Genomic DNA, 18577 nt, shown 5'->3' with positions numbered 1-18577 from the left:
ATGTGGCAAAAAAGCTTCACCCCACTCACTGAACGCGCGAAATTTCTACTGTTTCGTTCACGCTCAAGGCAAAAACGACCACACCCCACGCCAATAAAGCGAAATTCAGCATGAAAAGAATCAAGCACGCACGCAGAAAACCGGTAACTCGTCCCGTCGAATAAACACGACGTAACATGCGATATAAATATACCAGTGGTCCGATAAAAATGAGCCACCAAACCCAAACCTGGTGCAGCCAGAGTAATGTCAGGCAAACGCTCATCAGGAAGTAGAGCCAGGTCTGAAAGTGCAAGGCTGTGATGACGTGGTCGTATATATATACACCTTTCCGGAACGGAAAAACGAGGATCAGACACAGAACCAGCATAGGGGCGAGCATGAAAGCGAGCCGCGGTGCCCAGTTGCGGACCGCCATATAGAGAAGCACCCGATTCTCAAGTAACTCGACGCCATTGGCCATAAGCTCCCGGAGCTCTGCGTCATCCTCATCCGTATAACCGCTCTGCCGAATGACTTCCTGGAGTAATGCGTCCTGATCTATCCGCCCGCCTTCATCGCGAGGAAGATCACTCACTTCACCTTCGGGAGAAACAAGAACCGGTCCCTTGTCAGGATCAAGTACGGCGATACCAACTTTCCCGTCCGCTTCAGCCTGCCGGGAACTTCCCGCCCCCTCTGCTTCGTCCTCGTTCCCGGTGTCAGACGACCGGCTCTCCTCTGTTTCCTCCGGTTCAGCCTCCGTGTCCGTTACGGCGATCTCCTCCGATCCTGCAGCGTGCGGCTGAAACCAACCCGTCGCATCGCCCAGGCTGAATAAAACAAGGAAGAAGATGAAACTGGCGAGAAGATAAAGCCGGAACGGCGGCACATACCGCTGACGCTTGCCATCGAGGTAATGTCTGGTCACACGCCCGGGAATGAACAGAAGCGCTGGAATGGTGCGGGCTATGCGACCATCCAGCGAGAAGAAATCACCCAGCGCCTCAGCGGTGAGCCCAAAGATCGGCCGGTGAAAATTCTGAGCGAGCTGCCCACAGGCATGGCAGTATTTGCCAACCGTCAGCGTCTCGCAATTACGGCAAGGTTCACCCTCAACGGAGCCATCTTGTTCAGATTTGGACAGGCCGCCCAACGACATGGCAGCGGCCGTCTCCAGTTCATCGCTCATTACCAGCCCCCTCGCCCAGAAAAGCCGGCGAAATCAGTCTTTCCGGCAGATATAACGTGAACGGTGCACGTCTTCGGGATTGTCTGCATATCCAGTCAGGTTTGGATCGACCAGATTTTTCGCAACCTGATACCACATTGGAATGATTGGCATCTCGTCGAGCATGAGTTGCTCGGCTTCCTTCAGAATAGCCTTGCGAGCTTCCATATCGGTTTCGAGATTGGAAGCTTCCACAAGTTCATCATACTCTGCGCTCGCATAATTGCCGTAATTCATGACGCCCGTCCGGCTTTCCAGCAGGAACAGGAAGTTCTGTGGGTCATTGTAATCTGCAACCCATGCGGCATCACCAATTTCAAAATCGGCCTGACGCAAGCGCGCGTACTGGACCGCCGTATCCTGCATCTGAATCTCGGCTTTCACCCATGGTGCGATGGAATTCCAGTTCGCCTGAACAGCAGGCGCAACCTTCGGATTGTCGTCTGTCGAGCGGTAAATATACGTGAACTCGAATGGGTTGTCGGGGCCATAGCCAGCTTCTTCCAGCAAGCGTTTCGCCTCAGCCTGGCGCTCTTCCTGAGACATGTCAGCCCAATAGACCTCTGCACCGCCGTCATAGTTCGCGATGCCTGGAGGCACGAGTGAGTAAGCTGGTACGTATCCAGCTGTCAGAACTTCGTTGACCATGAAGTCGCGATCAAGTGCCATCGCGAGTGCGTTGCGAACCCGCACATCCTCGAACTTCGGAAGCTCTGTGTTGAAAGCGTAATAGGTCGTAATCAGCGCAGGTACGGCACGAACCCAGCCAGGAAATTTCTCTCTCAGTTCCTGAGTACGCTGACCTTCAAACGCATTATTCATATCGAGACGCCCTGTCTCGATATAGCGTTCGATCGCATCTAGGTCTTCATAAGGGAAATAGACCACTTCCTTGAAGCAAAGGTCTTCGGCGCCATCGAATTGGGTGTTTACAACCGAACGAATAAAGTCGCGGGTACGCCATTCCGTAAGCTTGTAGGGACCATTGACGACAATGTTTTCCGGCTTGATCCAGTCGTCACCCAATTCCTCAACCTTGTGTTTCGGTACTGGGAAGGCCGTGTAGTGCTTCAATAGACCCGGCAGATACGGTGCTGGGTACTCAAGGTCGATCACCAGCGTCTTGTCGTCCACCGCCGTCACACCAAGCTCTTCCGCAGGCAGGTCCTGGTTGTAATAGCCTTCAGCGTTTTTGATCAGGAACAGAAGAGACGCGTATTGCGACGCCGTCTCAGGGTTCAGAATTCGTCGAAACGCATATTCGAAGTCATAAGCCGTAACGGGAACACCATCTGACCAGTTCGCGTCCTTGAGCGTGAAGGTCCATTTCGTCGCGCTCTCGTCAATCTCATAGCTTTCGGCCATGCCCAGGACCGGAGTCGCATCTTTACCGTCGGTGAACAGGCCAATGAACATGTCGCCAATGACGATGTTTTCCCACTGCGATGAGACTTTATGCGGGTCCAGCGTGTCCGGATTGGCACTGATGCCACGGCGGAGGGTTTCGGCACTATTACTACTATTGCTACCACCGCAAGCCGCGAGGAAAGCAGCCGCTGCGACCGTTACATACTTGAGTGACGTGGACCAGTTGGGCATGCTCGCTCCATTACAAAACTTTTATGACACGACGTCGAAGATTGGCGCGACGTTTATTTCAGTTCAAGCTTATTGCTGACAAAGTTGAATGGGGAAAGTCCACCAAAATGAGAAAATCCTGTCTTTTAGGCGCTGTAGGCGTGAGTCTGATAACACTTCCGGCATTGGCACAGGAAAAGACGCCTCTGGAATCGATCTATGCCTGCGCAAACATTTCAGACAACACCGAGCGTCTTGCCTGCTTTGACGCAGCGGTAAGCGCGACTCGCCAAGCGGAAAACCAGGGCGAATTCAAGACGATAACCCGCCAGGAAGCCGAAACCGTCCAAAAGGATGCCTTCGGTTTCTCCATGCCGAGTCTGCCAACCTTCTCGCTGCCGGGCTTTGGCGGCGGCTCCGATGACGACTCAGTGAAGAAAGATGATTCGGGACAGATTGAAGAAGTGACCCTGCCCCTGAAGTCAGCGACGACCGACGCCTATGGCAAGGTGGTTCTGGTGTTCGAGAACGGTCAGGTCTGGCGTCAGAATGACAGTGACAAGATCCGGATCAGCCGCAAACGTCCACCGACGTCTGCGGTTATCAAGCGGGCTGCGTTCGGCAGCTATCTCATCCGACTGAATACGGGTGAACGCTTCAAGGCATCGCGCGAGCAATAGCCCGCGCGAGCTGACCGGGATCAGCGCTCTTTCGGGTCGACGGCGTCACGCACGCCGTCTCCCAGAAAGTTCAGGCACAAGAGCGTTACAGCCATAATCACAGCCGGATAGATCAGCAGCCACGGCTTGGACGACATTTGCGCCTTGCCCTGCGAGAGCAGCACGCCAAGCGACGTCAGCGGCTCGTTGATGCCAAGACCGATAAAGCTGAGAAAGCTTTCCAGCAAAATCACCTGCGGAATGATCAGGGTGATGTAAATCACCACCGGTCCAACGATGTTCGGCACGATATGACGAAGAATGATTGCAGGCTGTGACACACCAGCGGCCCTGGCCGCCTCAATGAATTCCTTCGTCTTCGTCGTCAGTGTCTGGCCACGCACAATGCGGGACATTGTGAGCCATTCAACAGCACCGATGGCGATGAAGATCAGATAGAGGTTCCGCTCAAACACCGTCGTCAGAAGAATGACGAAGAAGATAAACGGAATGGCGTAGAGCGCATCGACGAGACGCATCATCACCTGATCAACCCGACCTCCAAAAAAGCCGGCGATCGCGCCCCAGGTTACACCGATCACCAGGCTGACAAACGTCGCAAGCAGACCGACGGCCAGCGAAACGCGAAAGCCGAGCATCATGCGGGCAAACTGATCGCGTCCGAGCGTGTCGGTGCCCAGAATGTGCAGATGCTCAAAGGTTGGCGGCAGGCTGACACGGTCCGTGTAGATCGTGGCATAGTTATGCGGCCAGAACAGCGGCACCAGAAGCGAAATAGCCGTGAACAGGCCAAGCACGATCATCGCAAACACCGCAGCCTTGTTCCGGAACAGGCGAGCACGCGCATCATCCCAGAGGGAGCGACCTTCGACAGCTGCCTGCTCGAGTGCAGCTTTGTTCTGAGCGTCCTGAATTCCGATCATCAGTATTTCACCCGCGGGTCGAGAATTGCGTAAAGAATGTCAGCGATCAAATTCATCAGAATGATCAGGCTGGCAAAAAGGATCACAACGCCCATGACAAGCGTATAATCCCGGTTCAGCGCACCATCGATAAAGAAAGATCCAATGCCCGGCAGGCTGAATACCCGCTCGATCACGAGCGAACCTGTGATCACACCGACCGATGCCGGACCAAGATAGGAAATAAGCGGCAGAATGGCGATTGGCAGCGCATGCTTGAGCACCACTTCGACTTCCGACGCGCCTTTAGCACGGGCCGTACGGATGTGGTTGGAGCGCATCGCCTCAATCATACTCCCCCGCATGATCCGCGATATTCCTGCGATGTAATAGAGGGCAAGTGTCAGCACCGGTAAGGTGATGGTGTATGCCGTCATCCGCCCCATATCGAGACCGCCGGGCGCGAAGAAATTGGTGCGGAATCCAAAAATTTCGATCCCCACACCAAAGATCAGCGCCGCAACCGGACCGATTACATAGGATGGAACGGATATGCCGAGCGTCGCAAAGCCCATGAGGAAGTAATCGAGAAAGCTGTTCTGTCTCAGCCCCGCAATAATGCCGAGCCCGCCCCCGACGAAAAAGGCGAGGAACATGGCAATGCCACCGATCGTGGCACTGACGGGCAGACCTTCCGAGATCAGGTCTGAAACCGTTTTGTCTCTGTTCTTGAGAGAAGGACCGAAATCGCCAGTTACAACATCGCCGAGATAGTCGACATATTGTTCAAAAACCGGCTTATCCATGCCGTATTTTTCGAGGATTTTTTGCTCAACAGCCGGTGGCAGTTTCCGATCGGTATCAAATGGCCCGCCGGGCGCTGCACGCATCATGAAAAAAGCAACGGTGATGACGAGCAACAAGGTCGGAATCGCAACGGCCAACCTTCGCAAAATAAATGAGACAGAAATTCTGGAAAGAAAACGCGGCACTTTTACAAAAATACTCCAAACATCTTATCGTCAGAGGCATACACTGATGGTGTTCACCCATCGATAAGCATTATTTTTCCGCAGAAAGCTCTTTCCCACGGCTTTACCCTGTTTCTCATCACTGGCAACAGGGTTTAAAGCATGTTTTTTAAAACTTTCCGGATTGGAAACAGTCATGGCAGATTTTCGCAAGGTCACAGAGAAATTCTACGTCGCGCCTCAAATCACGGCGGATGACGTTAAACTTGCAGCGGAACAGGGCTTTAAAAGTCTGATCATGAATCGCCCGTCTGGCGAGACCCCGGATCAACCTGCAACTGAAACGCTTGTGGCACAGGCTGAAGCCGAAGGATTAACTTTTGCTCATATTCCAATACAGGGGCCACCTGAAGTGGAAGATGTCCGAAAAACGCTTTCTGAGCTGGAAACTGCGGGCGATAACAAGGTGCTGGCCTTCTGCCGCTCCGGGACCCGTTCCATCACCTTGTGGGCGTTTGCGCAGGCCGCATCCGGAAAGATGGATGTCGCCGACATCCTGCAACATTCTGAGGCAGCCGGTTACAATCTGACCGGTATGGCACCTGCCCTCGAACACCTATCAACAACGAGCTGATCAGGCTGCCGGAACCCTCAATGTGACCACACTATTCTGAGAGGCTGGTTCTTTTGCGTCGGATTGACCAAGGGCATGCATGGCGAGAATGGCAATCAACCCGGCACATAACGGTCTTATCACGCGAAAAAGAGTATCAGTGATTTTGCCTGTCACGAGAATGTCCTAAACTGGTCCTACACAAAGCGTTACCAGCTGCATCGCAATCTTCGGGCCAGTAGACGCCCTACAAAAATTGCGACATAGGGGGTGCTGGACGCACGGGAAGATAGAGTATGAGTAAATTCTGGCTCTCAGACTTTGAATTTCAGGACGGTACATTTCTGGTCAAAAAGACCGGACACCACGTGCCCCTGAACGTCGGACTGGTGACAGATGTTCTTGTCTGGATCAGCTTTTTTACCCTGACCCAGGGCTGGCGGTTCTGGCATATGGCACGCGGCCACCGGAAACCCCGTATTGCATTCCTGCCGGACACACCGCGCCCCTGGTATTTTATCTGGCCAGTACTTCATGCGGCTGGCGCAATTATTGAAAAAGACCCGTCTCGCGCTGACGTCATCTTCCACTTTGATGACACCACGCACTGCGAGGCAAAGCTTCCTGAAAACATTCCATCACATGCAAAGCTGATCAATTTCGGCTGTCGCGACGTATCTAAAACGCATGTTGCCGAAGCGTTTGAGCGGGTTGCCGGTTATTCGCTCGCGGTCGATCCGCGCGCATTTGATGGCCCCATGGTCGAGAAATCCGAAATCAATGCGGCCCATGATGGGCGCATCATCGAAGGCCCGATGGATCCGATTGACGGCAAGACCTATCAGCGCCTGATCGACAACCGTGTTTCCGGCGGTCTGGTGGAAGATCTGCGCACTACGTTCGTGGCCGGGGAACCCACCATCGTTTTCCGTAAGCGTCGCCCACAATCACGACGCTTTGCGAACGAGAATTGCGATGTGTCGCACATGCTGCCGCACACCTGTTTCAGCAGCGACGAAATGGCCATCATCCGCAATTTCGCAAAGGAAATCGGCCTGGACTGGGGCGGCGTTGACGTGTTGCGCGACGCGACGTCCAAAAAGATCTTCATCGTCGATGCAAACAAGACGGACATGGGGCCACCCGTTGCTTTGCCGCTCGGGCAAAAGCTGCGCTCTACCCGTCTGATGGCACGCGCGTTTTCGGCGGCTTATGCGCCAAAAGTTCGAGGCTAGCTCTCGACACAATAAGAGAGAACTCACATGGCATCACCGATTCCATATGTCCGGGAAATGGACTTCGAATATGGTCAAGTCGCGCGACTTAGCCCACTTGTCCGCCGCGTTGTGGCGAACAATCCCGGCGCTTTCACCTATTACGGAACGGGCGTATACATTATCGGCAACGGCACCGTCTGTGTCATCGATCCAGGCCCTGCCATTCCAGAACATCTGGAAGCGCTGAAGGCGGCCCTGGAAGGTGAAACCATCAGCCATGTCGTTGTGACACACAGCCATATGGACCATTCCCCACTCGCCCATCCGCTGGCCGAATGGGCCGGTTGCAAAGTATATGGCCGCGCCGCTGGCGCTCCCTCCGAAGCGGAAGTGCGCATGGAAGCCGGAGACGATCTGAGCTTCAAGCCAGATGTCACGGTCGGCGACGGCGATGTGTTTGAAGGTCCGGGCTGGACGATGGATGTTATCGAAACACCAGGGCATACCTCCAACCATCTCTGCTTTGGGCTGAGAGAAGAGAAAACGCTGTTTTCCGGCGATCACATCATGGGGTGGTCCACGACGGTTATTTCGCCGCCGGACGGCGATATGGGCGATTATTTCAACAGTCTGGAAAAAGTGCGCGACATGGGCTTTTCAAAGATTGTCCCAACCCATGGCCCGCCAGTAACCGAAGACGTCACAGGCTTTATTCAGGCCTATATCGATCACCGTAAAAAGCGCGAAGCGGCTATTCTGGCGCGGCTCGAAGCGGGTGATACGCGCATCCCTGACATGGTTCGGACGATTTACGCAGATGTCGACAAGAGCCTACATCCGGCAGCATGCCATTCGGTGCTCGGTCATATGATCCATCTGGTCAAGGATGGCCGTGTGAAAGCCGAGAATGGCGCAACCATTGACGGGACATACCGCACGGCCAGCTGATAGCCGCGCGGCATTGTTTCAGCGTTTATTACTCTGGAGGTGTGCCGATCCGTGCGCGGACACCTTCCAGAATGGCATAGACCCGTTCTGCATTTGCGCCGAGATCTGACAGGCCAACACGGGACACCGAGCGGACATCCATCTCACTGCCCTCGCCTTTCGGACGAATACGAACGGCCACATCGTCTTTAAATCCGAACCATTGCGAGGTGTATGTGCCTTCGAGCACATAGTTTTCCTCATCCGCCGTGACAATCTCTATGCCGAGGTCAGCCAATGTGGAATATGCGGCCGCATAGAGCACATCTGGCGGTGCCGGTGCGATATAGGTATTCATAGGCTGATAGCTTTCGCGTTGCACCTCAGCCACGCTGCGCCCTGCCATGTCCGGCCATCTCGATTTCGCGTATTCGGCGATGACCGGATCATCTTCGACCGGGTTTACCCCGTCGACTTTCTCCCGTTCCGTCATGATGGCATCTGAGAACTGGATCGGATCTTCCCAATCTGTCTGTATGTCATGAATTGGTGGAACGTTTTCGGACACCGATCCCATATTGGCGATGCGGCCAAAAATGAGCCCGACAATGATGAGCGCCGCAATCGACAGAATAAAGGGTTTTACCCGCGGCGACTTCACAAGCCCGAGCACGAGCGAAACCACCGCAGCAATACCGACCCCGAGAATCAGCATGGGACCGAGTTGGATGGTCATGGTGCCGAGGCCAAACTGCCAGCCCCAGAGGCCATACTTGCTGCCCAGCGCGGCTGCGATGAACCAGAGCGGCAAAGCCAGTGCCAGGATAAAAACAAGCCAAGCGAACTTAACGCGCAATCCGCCCTTTTTCGTGGATGCCATGATGACTAGCCCTTTCACCCGAATGAAGATTAGTGTGTGCTTACGCGAATGCCGTATCGTCAGATCAAGCGGTTATCCGTGAGTCGGAAACACATTTACGCGATTGCGGCGTGAAGGGAATGGCTGACTCAAAAAGAGCGTGAAACAGAAAGGTGCCCCATTGGCTCAATTCCTGACCCGGCAACTGACAGGACTTTTTCTGCTCGCACTGGCCCTTCTGGCCTTCACATTTGCGCTGGGTCACCCGGAAACACTGGTGTTTGACGAGAGCCATTATGTCCCCGCCGCGCGGGCTTTGCTGGACCTTTCAGAGAACACGAACCCGGAACATCCTCTGTTTGCAAAAGAGATGATCGCGCTCGGCATCTGGCTGTTCGGTGACAACGCCTTTGGCTGGCGCATTCTTGGCGCGGTTGTTTCTGCGTTGGGCGTATATGCCTGTTTTCAGATGGCGATCAAACTGTTTCGCAGCCTGCCTCTGGCGATTTTGACCGCGCTTTTGATAACGCTGAGCATCACCTACACGGTACAGGCGCGGACTGCCATGCTCGACACCTATGCCTATCCACTGTTTGCGATATCCGCAGCATGGCTGATGGCCTCTTCAAGCAGGCACGTACCAAAAGCGATTGCGATTTTCTGTCTGCTGGTCGGCGGGGTATTTCTAGGGCTTGCTGCTGCGTCGAAATGGATTGTCGGCATTTATGCATTCATTGCGCTCTCAGGACTGGTGCTCGCGCGCTTCTTCGAAACAATGGCACGGCGGCGCCCACTGCTTCAGGTGCTGTTCGGGCGGGACTTTCGCTCCTGGCCAGATATCAGCCTGTTCGGCTGTGCGATGATCTTTGGCCTGACGAGCCTTATGGTCTATTTCTCGACCTTCCTGCCGCTTCTGTTTGTGGCGCAGGACCCTCTCTCTCTACCAGAGTTGCTAACTTTTCAGTTCGACATGCTGGATCGTCAGACGCTGCCGCTGGCGGAGAACTCCTATGAGAGCGAGTGGTGGGAATGGCCGCTCATGCTGGAGCCGATCTGGTATCATTTCGAAAGCATTGACCATGGGGGGCATGAAGCGATCTTCTATGTCGGCAATGTCGTGGTGTATTGGGGCGGACTGGTGGCCGTGGTGTTTGTCCTGCTGCAGGGGCTGCGTCGGCAAAACGGCGTGGCGATTGCTGTTAGTCTGTCGTTCCTCTCGGCCTGGCTGATCTATGTCATTCTACCGAAGCAGATCGGGTTTTTCTTCTATTATCATGGCTGCGGCATGCTGCTCTGCTTTGCCATCGCCAGCGCAATCAGCCTGTTGCCGCATGGTAGGCTGCGATCCGGACTGACAGCACTGGCCGGGCTCGGTGCGATCGGCGTGTTCGTCTATTTCCTGCCGGTCGTTTACGCGCTTGAAATGCCGCGCGACCAGTGGCTCAGCTATATATGGCTGGAAGGGTGGACCTAAGCGCCTAGAGACGTCCCCAGGTGAAGCGGGATGACATCACGAAATTCCAGACAGACCCCACCAGAATGCCGGCGAGCGCCGATAGCGACCACATGATGCCAGTCTGTTGGAAAAGATAAGCCGCCACGCCGACATTCGCGATGGCACCCAGTCCACAGACGAGCGCAAAGCTCAGCCAGCCGCGGATCATGGCCCAACCCTTCAGCCGGACATCGCGGAAGGTGAGCATGTTATTGAGAAAGAAATTATAGGTCAGCGCAACAAGGACGGCACAGATCTGTCCGGCCATAAACCCTGCACCCATCAGCCGGAAAACGGCGAACAGAACACCCATATGGACCAGCACGCCCAGCGCCCCGACAGCGGCAAAAAGGACAAAGCGTGAGGGAATGATATGCCCAAGCGCCCGGTCATAGAGCATCATTAGAAACTGAACAGCATTCGCGGAGTCGAGTTTGCTTTCACCATCCTGTCGCGAGCGAAAGACAAACGGCACTTCATGGACGCGAAGCTTACCCTGATCGGCAAAGACAAAATCCAGTAGGATCTTGAACCCGCGCCCCGTCATGCGTGGAATAGCCTTTCGAAAACGTTCGGCTGATACCGCAAAAAAGCCGCTCATCGGATCGGTCAGGTCAATCTTCAGAAAACGTGATGCCAGGGAGGTCGCCAACTCTGACTTTGCGGCCCGGTCGTCCGACAGATCGCCCATGCCACCCTGCCCCACATAGCGCGACCCTATGGCAAGATCTGCACGGCCATCAAGGACGCTGGCGACAAGCTCTGGCAAAATAGCTTCATCATGCTGAAGGTCAGCGTCCATAACCGCAATAACGCGCCCGGAAGCCGCAAGCGCCCCCTCAATGCAGGCAGATGCCAGACCGCGACGTCCGATCCTGTGCAGACAGCGCACACGCAGGTTTTCACCAGCAATCTGCCTAACGATATCAGCTGTGCCATCCGGACTGTCATCATCGACGACTATAATCTCGAAATTATAGGCGGATAGCACCTCTGAAGCGCTCGAAATCGCCGTCGCAATATTGGCTGCCTCATTGCGCGTGGGCAGGATCAGGGAGACGTCAACTGACGAACTCATAAGGCTGCGTTCTCCCGACTTTCCATTCTGCAAGTGGTAGCGGATGCCTTGTCCGGGTCAACCGTAAACAAAAACAGGTGCGGATTTCGCCGCACCTGCCTGAATTGAGATTAAAGAACAAACCGGTCTAGTAGGTCGGAAGTTTGTAATCCTTGAACTGTTCGCGAAGCGCGAGCTTGTTGATCTTACCCGTCGCGCCGAGCGGAATATTGTCCACAAAGGTCACGCCATCCGGCGTCCACCATTTGGCGATCTTGCCTTCGAGTGTTGCAAGGATTTCGTCTTTGGAAACGTCTTCACCTTCGTGAAGTTGAATGATCAGCAATGGCCGCTCATCCCATTTCGGGTGATACACCCCAATGGCAGCCGCGTTAGCGACTTTCGGGTGGCCAACCGCAATGTTTTCCAGGTCAATCGAGGAAATCCATTCGCCACCTGATTTGATGACGTCCTTTGAACGGTCCGTGATCTGCATGAAGCCGAGCTCATCAATCGTCGCGACATCACCCGTGTCGAAATAGCCCTCATCATCCAGAATCTCGCCGCCAACACCTTTAAAATAGGTATCAACCACAGCGCAGCCGCGGATCATCAGGTGACCGGACGCTTCGCCATCGAATGGCAGCTTCTTGCCATCGTCATCCTTGATGGTGAGCTCGACGCCAAATGGCATACGACCTTGCTTGAGCTTGTATTTAACCTGAGTATCCCAGTCTTCACCCTGAAGTTCTGGTGGAAGCGTGCCCAGCGTTCCAAGCGGTGACGTCTCCGTCATCCCCCAGGCGTGGATCACTTCGACATCATAGTCTTCCTTGAAGGCACGCAGGATACGCTCTGGCACGGCAGAGCCACCGATCACAACGCGGTTAAGGTGAGGCAGTTTGAGATTGTTTGCTTCCAGATGCTGGAGCAGCATGAGCCAGACCGTCGGAACGGCGGCCGAGGCGGTGACCTTGTACGTGTCCAGAAGCTCGTAAATGCTTGCGCCATCCATCTGAGCGCCTGGCATGATCATGTCAGCACCAGCCGCCGGGCATGAGAAGGTCAGTCCCCAGGCGTTGGCGTGGAACATCGGCACCACAGGCAGAAGACGGTCATTAGCAGACACACCCAGAACGTCCGTCTGCATGGTCATGAAGGTGTGAAGCACGTTCGAACGGTGCGAATACAAGACACCTTTCGGATTGCCGGTGGTGCCGGACGTATAGCAGAGGCCACATGGCGTGTTTTCATCGAAACCACCCCATTCGCATTCTTCGCTCTGATCCTTGATGTATTCCTCATAAGCCACAGCATTCTTGAGGCTTGTTTCCGGCATATGCTCCGCATCTGTGAAAACAACAAATTTTTCAATTGTCTTCAGATGACCTTCAATCTTCTCGATCAATGGCAGGAAGGTCAGGTCCACAAAGAGAATTTTGTCTTCCGCATCATTTGCAATAAAGACGATCTGCTCTGGGAACAGGCGAGGATTGATCGTGTGCAGCACAGAACCGATGTTCATCGTGCCATACCAGGCTTCCATGTGGCGGGCTGTGTTCCAGCCGAGTGTCGCGATGCGATCACCCATTTGCACGCCATCTGCTTTCAGTGCGTTCGAGACTTTTTTCGCGCGATCATGAATGTCGCTATAGCTGGTCTCCGTAATGGGCCCTTCGACCGTCCGCGTGATGACTTTGCGCTGTGGATAATTGAGTTTCGCATGCGTCAGAATCTTGTCGACCGTCAGCGGCCATTCCTGCATTTTACCGATAAGTGTCATGCCTCTCCCCGGGGTTCTAGACTTATATGATGACGTAGGTGTCATTTTTCTTTCCCCTACGCAAACCTTCAAGAGATAAAATTACTGTCATCGGGGAAGATTGTTCCGAAAGACGAAGTTTTCGGCTAAGGAATTGGCATTGCGTCAGACGAGGGGTCGCGGATCATGAAAAATCAACTACTGATGAGCATCGCAATACTGTCGCTTGCCGCCTGCTCTGACAATAAAACCGACACACCCGAACCGGCGGCGACAAAGACACCCGCGCCTGTGGTTGCACCTGCCGTGATGCCGGAAGCCCTGCCCGATATTTTCAACTGCCTGCGTGAAGAAGGTGGCCTAGCCATCGCCGCGCACCGGGGCGGCCCTTATCCCGGCTATCCAGAGAATGCGATTGAGACCTTCCAGTTTGGCTATGACCAGGGCGTACGTGTTTTCGAAATCGATATTGCCGAAAGTCGCGACGGCGTTCTCTTTCTGATGCACGACCGGACGCTGACTCGCACAACAACAGGCGAAGGCTTCGTGGCCGATGTCGACTGGACGGCTATCAAAACGATGAAACTGGTCGACAATGATGGCGCCGAGACCGGGTATGCGATCCCAACATTACGTCAGGCGCTAGATTGGGCGGTGGAAACCGGCGCGATCCTCGAACTCGACAAAAAGCCAACAACGAGTTTCCGGAACATCATCTCTGAAGTTCGGGAAGCCGGCGCCGAGAACAATGTCCTGATGATTTCCTATAATGATCAGCAGGCCGCAGAAATTGCCGGCATTGCCGACGATCTCGTCATGACGGCATCAGCCTTCAATACCGAAGATATTGCCACGCTCATCGATCTTGGCGTCAAAGAGGGCAATCTGATCGCCTGGACAGGAACGCGCGAGCCTGACCCGAGCGCCTGGCAGGCTGTACGTGCGCTGGGAATTGAGCCCGCGTTCGGAACACTTGGACGACGCGGCGAACGTCTCGACGACCAGTATCTGGCCGATGGCGACGGCTCTGAGTTTCAGGAACTGCTGGATCAGGGACTGGTGCTGATCGCAACCGATCGGCCACTCGAAGTGGCCGAAGCGACCGATGGCGATGACATCGCCTCTGCGAAGTGCGGGCTTTAATCGGCTTCCGCCAATGGCAGGACGTCATTGACCAGGGTCATGAAGACAACGCCCGGCTGTTCAATCATGCCGAGATGAGCTGAATGTTCCAGCCAGACCTGCTTTTTGAAAGGTGCCTGCAGGTCGGCCATCCAGGTTTCCGTCAGCTCGGGAGGAGTGGTTATGTCATGACGTCCAAGAAACTGAACAACCGGTACTTCAAGCGTTTCCACATCCTTGAAAGAGACATCCGCCACCTGTGGCCAAAGGTTTGAAATGGAATAGAGGCTGCCATCATTCATCGCTTCGCGGTCATCGGCGTTGTGCGTTGGCGCAAGACGCGGTGCGTGAAAATAGAAATCAGCATCTTTTCGATAGGCTGCGAGCCCGCCCAGATATACCGACCAGGAACGCTGCAGCCCTGTCTTCTCCAGTGAAAGCTGACCTTCATCCGGGTAAGGCAGAATCTCGAGCAGGCCGCCAACCGCATCAGCCTTATCGGACGTTTCAGCTGCCGCAATGACGCGTTCCGTGCCGACCTCTTCATTCTCCAGAAAATCAATGATCTGGCCCATGCCGATATAGGCGTGCAGCAAGTCCGGCCTTTCCATGGCCACGCGCAGGCCGATTACCGAACCCCAGCTATGACCAAGCAGGAATACTTTTCTCTGATCGAGATGTCCCTCCAGAAACTGGATGACATTGATGGCATCTGACGTGATCTGGTCCGGCGTCAGTGTTGGCGCAACAGCGTCGGCATCATTGATCCGATAGGTCTTGCCCGCACCGCGCTGATCCCAGTGCACAACGGTGAAATAGTCTTCCCAGGGGCGCTGGAAAGTCCAGGCGACCGGCATCTCGGTTGCACCAGGGCCGCCGTGAAGAAAGAGAAGTATAGGATTGTCGCGGTCAGTGCCGCGAATGTTCAGGACCTGCCGGATGCCGCCAATTTCGATCTCGAGCGTTTCCTGAATGCCATTCGGCGTCACGATTTCCTGAAGATCGCTCATAACGTCGCGAGCTGGCAAATACGGGTCTACTGCCGTTTCTGTTGACCGGGGCACTGTCTCAATGGGTTGATTATTGACCTGCGCCAATGCGAACTGGGCCAGGACAGGGAGGAGCATAGATAGAAAACAGGCACGCAACATGAGACATCCGAAAAGATCAGGAACAGTAAGCGTTGAGCCTAACACGCAGCTCTCAGCGGAGGGAAGAATTCGGTGATGCGGATCATTGACAAGCGGTCACTTCGCCAGTCCGCTGATTTTCGCGGATGCACAAATAGCGGCTGGTGAAGTCTTCGAGAGACATGTCCTCTCTGTCTTCAGTACGATACAGCGCGTCTTCTTCTTCGGTCAGAATATTGACGAATTCCTCATAGCTCAGCTCGGGCTTCGCCTGAGCCGCTTCGCTCCGGTAAGCCATCCCGATGCGGTCACTCCGGAAATAGGGACCTGACATAAATGCCCCGTTTCGGTCGCGATAAACCCAGCCATAGCGGTCATCTGTCATATCCGGATCATAGGCATCTTCCCGCCAGCCTCGGGCGTCTATTGCCATGCGCATATTCGCGCGCAGGATTTCCGGCGGAAAACACGCGCCGATCAATTCGTATGCTTTGATAACCCCGGTGGATCTGTGCCGATAAACCGGTTTCCCATTTTGCATTTCCTCTAAAGGCTGCCAGATTTCCAGTTCATGATTATTGTGCCGGAACTCTATTTCGCCGAGCTCCATAAGTTGAGGGCCTCTGCCAAAAGACCAGGTGGTCTGGCTGACCAATCGTCCGAACGCTTCATCGGGATGCCAGAATGCCCAAACCTGCGCCCAGACTGTGAAGAGGCTTATGGCGAACACAATATTGATGGCACCCAACAGAGCGATCAGGCGAGCCCCGGACCGGCTAAACAATCCGTCGATCATCAGGACGAGCTGAACCGCTCCGCACAAAACTGCAATGATCATGACCCATTCGACCATTGAAACCGTGGCCGATGATGGCGCCGTCCCTCGGAAGAGCTCGAAATAACACATCCGATTAAAGACCAGGTCGATCTGAAGAACTCGGCCAACAACGGCAAACGTCACAAGCACAATGAAAAGGCTCAGCGTAACACATCCAAAAATATATGGCCTTCGGGCACGATGTCGTCTGGATCGAGTCAGCATGGAAAAACGGTACAGAAGATTGCAGACCCGATCTATCTAAATCGATGCGGGTAACGCAGGCTTTGCTTTGGTCTTGCCTTATGGTCGCAAACCGCCCATCACTTTCGAGATAATGATAGTGAACTCTCGGGAGGTAGACATGGAACCATATCGCGAACTCAATCGATCAATCAAAGGTAAGACGGCCATCATCACAGGCGCAGCCAGCGGCATGGGCCGCGCGACAGCACATCTGTTCGCACGTGAAGGCGCCAATGTGGTCGTCACCGATCTTGATCAGAGCAAAGTCGACACTGTCGTCTCCGAAATCAATGACGCAGGGATCAATCATGTCGTCGGCTGGGCCCTGGACGTCGGCGATCATGACGCCATCAAAGACATTGTTGCGAAGACCGCAGACAAGTTTGGCGGTGTCGACATTATCGTCAACAATGCAGGCTTTGCGCATCTTGTCTCTTTTGAGTCAGAGGACTACGACGTGTCTTGGGAACGCTCGATCCGGGTCATGCTGACATCGCATCAGTGGATGGTACGCGCGGCTTTGCCATATCTCGAAAAATCCAGCGAAGGCGGACGGATCGTAAATGTCGCCTCGACGGAAGGTTTTGGCGCGACCCCGCTGAATTCGCCCTATGTGGCTGCCAAGCATGGTGTGATCGGCCTGACACGCGCCATGGCCGTCGAACTGGCCCCCAAGGGCATCACCGCGAACGCGATCTGTCCGGGCCCGATCCATACCGGCATCACCGAAGGCATTCAGGACGATCACAAGACGATATTCGCAAAACGTCGTGTCCCGATGCGTCGCTATGGCTTCCCGGAAGAAGTTGCGAACATCACGCTGTCCTGCGTTCTGCCGGCTGCGTCCTATCTCAACGGACAGGCGATCCGTGTGGACGGCGGTCAACTTTCGAAAAACGCTTAAGCACGCTTGTCAGACTGGCTGGCGAGGCATAAGCCCGCCAGACTGCTCGGACGTTTGAGACCGGCTGTGGGCATCCTCAGCCGGTTTTTCATGCGCCGTGTCCTCACTGTCCGCCACCCGACCGGAGCCGCCTTGTATGACAGATGACCACATGCATCCTTTGATCGGACTGACCTGCGCGGTACTCGGCACAGTGCTGTTCGGCGCGAAGGCAATTGTGTTCAAGCTCGCACTCGAAGCTGGCGCAGGCGTCGAGCAGATGATGGCATTGCGCATGGGATTTTCGTTTCCGATTTTCCTGTTCGTCGGAATCTGGAGCCTGCGCAGTCGTCCGATCCGGCCAAAACCTCTCATGTTGCTGCTCGCTGGTGGGCTAGGCATCATGACCTATCATATCGGCACCTGGCTGGATTTTCAGAGCCTGCGCTTTATCTCGGCGCAGCTGGAACGCCTCATCCTTTTCACCTATCCGGCGATTGTCGCCGTGTTGGCATGGATGGTGTTCGGCGATCGTATGACCTGGCGCCATGCGGGGGCTCTCATTTTCTCCTATGTGGGCGTCATCATCCTGTTCGGACGCGAGCTCTCTCATGCAGGGCATGATGTGATCATTGGCAGCCTGTTCGTCTTTGGCGCGGCAGTGCTGATGGCCATCAATGTCACACTGGCCAAGTCGGCAATCGGCGCACTCGGGTCGGCGCTATTTACCAGCATGGCGATGGGCTGCGCGGCCCTGACAATTCTGGTACACTCTGCCGCCACAGCAAATGCGGGACATATGCCCGCTTTCACGCCGGACATCATCATGCTTGGCGTGGTGCTGGCAATTGTCTGCACAGTGTTGCCCAGCTTTCTGCTCTCCGAAGGCATTGCGCGCCTTGGACCAGGACCTGCGAGCGCAATCGGCAATGCAGGCCCGGTGGCAACCGCGATCCTTGCCGTCTTCCTGCTGAACGAAGCGTTTGGCTGGCCACATGCTGCAGCGCTGGTGCTGACGTCGATTGGCATCAGCCTGCTAGGCACCGGCAAAAAGAAGAAGACGCCCAGCCCTTCTGGACAAGTGATCAAGAATGTCTGATGAGGCGAA

Annotated in this window: 18 protein-coding genes; 8 read left to right on the top strand and 10 right to left on the bottom strand. The window is 54.8% G+C overall.

The genetic code is table 11. From position 1 onward, the window contains the following. Nucleotides 1-25: 25 nt before the first annotated feature. Together ACFQDM_RS04510 and ACFQDM_RS04505 are read right to left on the bottom strand one after the other, a co-directional pair. Nucleotides 26-1171 carry a DUF3667 domain-containing protein gene (locus ACFQDM_RS04510; protein ID WP_377376040.1) on the bottom strand — a complete coding sequence of 382 codons (1146 nt, stop codon included), beginning with the start codon at nt 1169-1171 and terminating at the stop codon, nt 26-28. Between the two features lie 33 nt (nt 1172-1204). Continuing rightward, nucleotides 1205-2809 carry a peptide ABC transporter substrate-binding protein gene (locus ACFQDM_RS04505; protein WP_377376038.1) on the bottom strand — a complete coding sequence of 535 codons (1605 nt, stop codon included), beginning with the start codon at nt 2807-2809 and terminating at the stop codon, nt 1205-1207. Nucleotides 2810-2949: 140 nt separating this feature from the next. On the opposite strand from ACFQDM_RS04505, the gene ACFQDM_RS04500 reads away from it, so the two are divergent. Beyond that, nucleotides 2950-3468 (top strand): hypothetical protein, encoded by a 519-nt coding sequence (locus tag ACFQDM_RS04500; protein ID WP_377376036.1) that lies wholly within the window; start codon nt 2950-2952, stop codon nt 3466-3468. A 20-nt stretch (nt 3469-3488) separates the two neighbouring features. Here ACFQDM_RS04500 and ACFQDM_RS04495 read toward each other — a convergent pair whose 3' ends face one another. The 3 genes from ACFQDM_RS04495 to ACFQDM_RS04485 are packed head-to-tail and all read right to left on the bottom strand — an operon-like array spanning nt 3489 to nt 5539. Next, nucleotides 3489-4391 (bottom strand): ABC transporter permease, encoded by a 903-nt coding sequence (locus ACFQDM_RS04495; protein WP_377376033.1) that lies wholly within the window; start codon nt 4389-4391, stop codon nt 3489-3491. Further along, nucleotides 4391-5362: an ABC transporter permease subunit gene (locus ACFQDM_RS04490; RefSeq protein ID WP_377376031.1), complete on the bottom strand. Its 972-nt coding sequence runs from the start codon at nt 5360-5362 to the stop codon at nt 4391-4393. Before ACFQDM_RS04490 ends, ACFQDM_RS04495 begins: the two co-directional genes overlap by 1 nt. Before the next feature lie 30 nt (nt 5363-5392). Beyond that, entirely contained in the window at nt 5393-5539 is a 147-nt protein-coding gene (locus ACFQDM_RS04485; RefSeq protein ID WP_377376029.1) for a hypothetical protein, read from the bottom strand. Between ACFQDM_RS04485 and ACFQDM_RS04480 the strand changes: the two genes are divergently transcribed. From ACFQDM_RS04480 to ACFQDM_RS04470, 3 genes are all read left to right on the top strand, one after another. Next, the gene (locus ACFQDM_RS04480; RefSeq protein WP_377376025.1) at nt 5538-5975 is read left to right on the top strand and encodes a TIGR01244 family sulfur transferase; all 438 of its coding nucleotides are present in this window, start codon (nt 5538-5540) and stop codon (nt 5973-5975) included. The genes ACFQDM_RS04485 and ACFQDM_RS04480 overlap by 2 nt on opposite strands. A 275-nt stretch (nt 5976-6250) precedes the next feature. Next, nucleotides 6251-7189, top strand: a complete 939-nt coding sequence (locus ACFQDM_RS04475) for a hypothetical protein (protein ID WP_377376023.1) — start codon at nt 6251-6253, stop codon at nt 7187-7189. Between the two features lie 27 nt (nt 7190-7216). After that, a complete protein-coding gene (locus ACFQDM_RS04470) occupies nt 7217-8119 on the top strand; it encodes an MBL fold metallo-hydrolase (RefSeq protein WP_377376021.1) in 903 nt (300 codons plus the stop codon). A 28-nt stretch (nt 8120-8147) separates the two neighbouring features. Here the strand turns inward: ACFQDM_RS04470 and ACFQDM_RS04465 are convergent, their stop codons facing one another. Then, the gene (locus ACFQDM_RS04465; protein WP_377376019.1) at nt 8148-8978 is read right to left on the bottom strand and encodes a DUF1499 domain-containing protein; all 831 of its coding nucleotides are present in this window, start codon (nt 8976-8978) and stop codon (nt 8148-8150) included. Between the two features lie 139 nt (nt 8979-9117). Here ACFQDM_RS04465 and ACFQDM_RS04460 point away from each other — a divergent pair, with 139 nt between their 5' ends. After that, on the top strand, nt 9118-10431 hold the full coding sequence (locus ACFQDM_RS04460) for a phospholipid carrier-dependent glycosyltransferase (RefSeq protein ID WP_377376017.1): 1314 nt from the start codon (nt 9118-9120) through the stop codon (nt 10429-10431). A gap of 4 nt (nt 10432-10435) precedes the next feature. Here the strand turns inward: ACFQDM_RS04460 and ACFQDM_RS04455 are convergent, their stop codons facing one another. Both ACFQDM_RS04455 and ACFQDM_RS04450 read right to left on the bottom strand, forming a co-directional pair. Continuing rightward, complete coding sequence (locus ACFQDM_RS04455) at nt 10436-11530, bottom strand: glycosyltransferase family 2 protein (protein ID WP_377376015.1); 1095 nt, start codon at nt 11528-11530, stop codon at nt 10436-10438. Nucleotides 11531-11657: 127 nt separating this feature from the next. Continuing rightward, nucleotides 11658-13292, bottom strand: a complete 1635-nt coding sequence (locus tag ACFQDM_RS04450) for a long-chain-fatty-acid--CoA ligase (RefSeq protein WP_377376013.1) — start codon at nt 13290-13292, stop codon at nt 11658-11660. Between the two features lie 165 nt (nt 13293-13457). Here ACFQDM_RS04450 and ACFQDM_RS04445 point away from each other — a divergent pair, with 165 nt between their 5' ends. Next, on the top strand, nt 13458-14414 hold the full coding sequence (locus ACFQDM_RS04445) for a glycerophosphodiester phosphodiesterase family protein (RefSeq protein WP_377376010.1): 957 nt from the start codon (nt 13458-13460) through the stop codon (nt 14412-14414). Here the strand turns inward: ACFQDM_RS04445 and ACFQDM_RS04440 are convergent. Continuing rightward, nucleotides 14411-15403, bottom strand: a complete 993-nt coding sequence (locus ACFQDM_RS04440) for an alpha/beta fold hydrolase (protein WP_377376008.1) — start codon at nt 15401-15403, stop codon at nt 14411-14413. The genes ACFQDM_RS04445 and ACFQDM_RS04440 overlap by 4 nt on opposite strands. Nucleotides 15404-15626: 223 nt before the next feature. Then, nucleotides 15627-16361, bottom strand: a complete 735-nt coding sequence (locus ACFQDM_RS04435; protein WP_377376006.1) for a hypothetical protein — start codon at nt 16359-16361, stop codon at nt 15627-15629. Nucleotides 16362-16704: 343 nt separating this feature from the next. Between ACFQDM_RS04435 and ACFQDM_RS04430 the strand changes: the two genes are divergently transcribed. Both ACFQDM_RS04430 and ACFQDM_RS04425 read left to right on the top strand, forming a co-directional pair. Next, a complete protein-coding gene (locus tag ACFQDM_RS04430; protein ID WP_377376004.1) occupies nt 16705-17490 on the top strand; it encodes an SDR family NAD(P)-dependent oxidoreductase in 786 nt (261 codons plus the stop codon). Nucleotides 17491-17626: 136 nt separating this feature from the next. Further along, nucleotides 17627-18568, top strand: coding sequence for a DMT family transporter (locus tag ACFQDM_RS04425; protein WP_377376002.1), 942 nt, complete (start codon nt 17627-17629; stop codon nt 18566-18568). The last annotated feature ends 9 nt before the right edge of the window (nt 18569-18577 follow it).

Source organism: Ponticaulis profundi, from assembly GCF_042659465.1.
Lineage (GTDB): Bacteria > Pseudomonadota > Alphaproteobacteria > Caulobacterales > Hyphomonadaceae > Ponticaulis > Ponticaulis profundi.
This window is presented reverse-complemented; position numbering and strand designations above follow the sequence as displayed.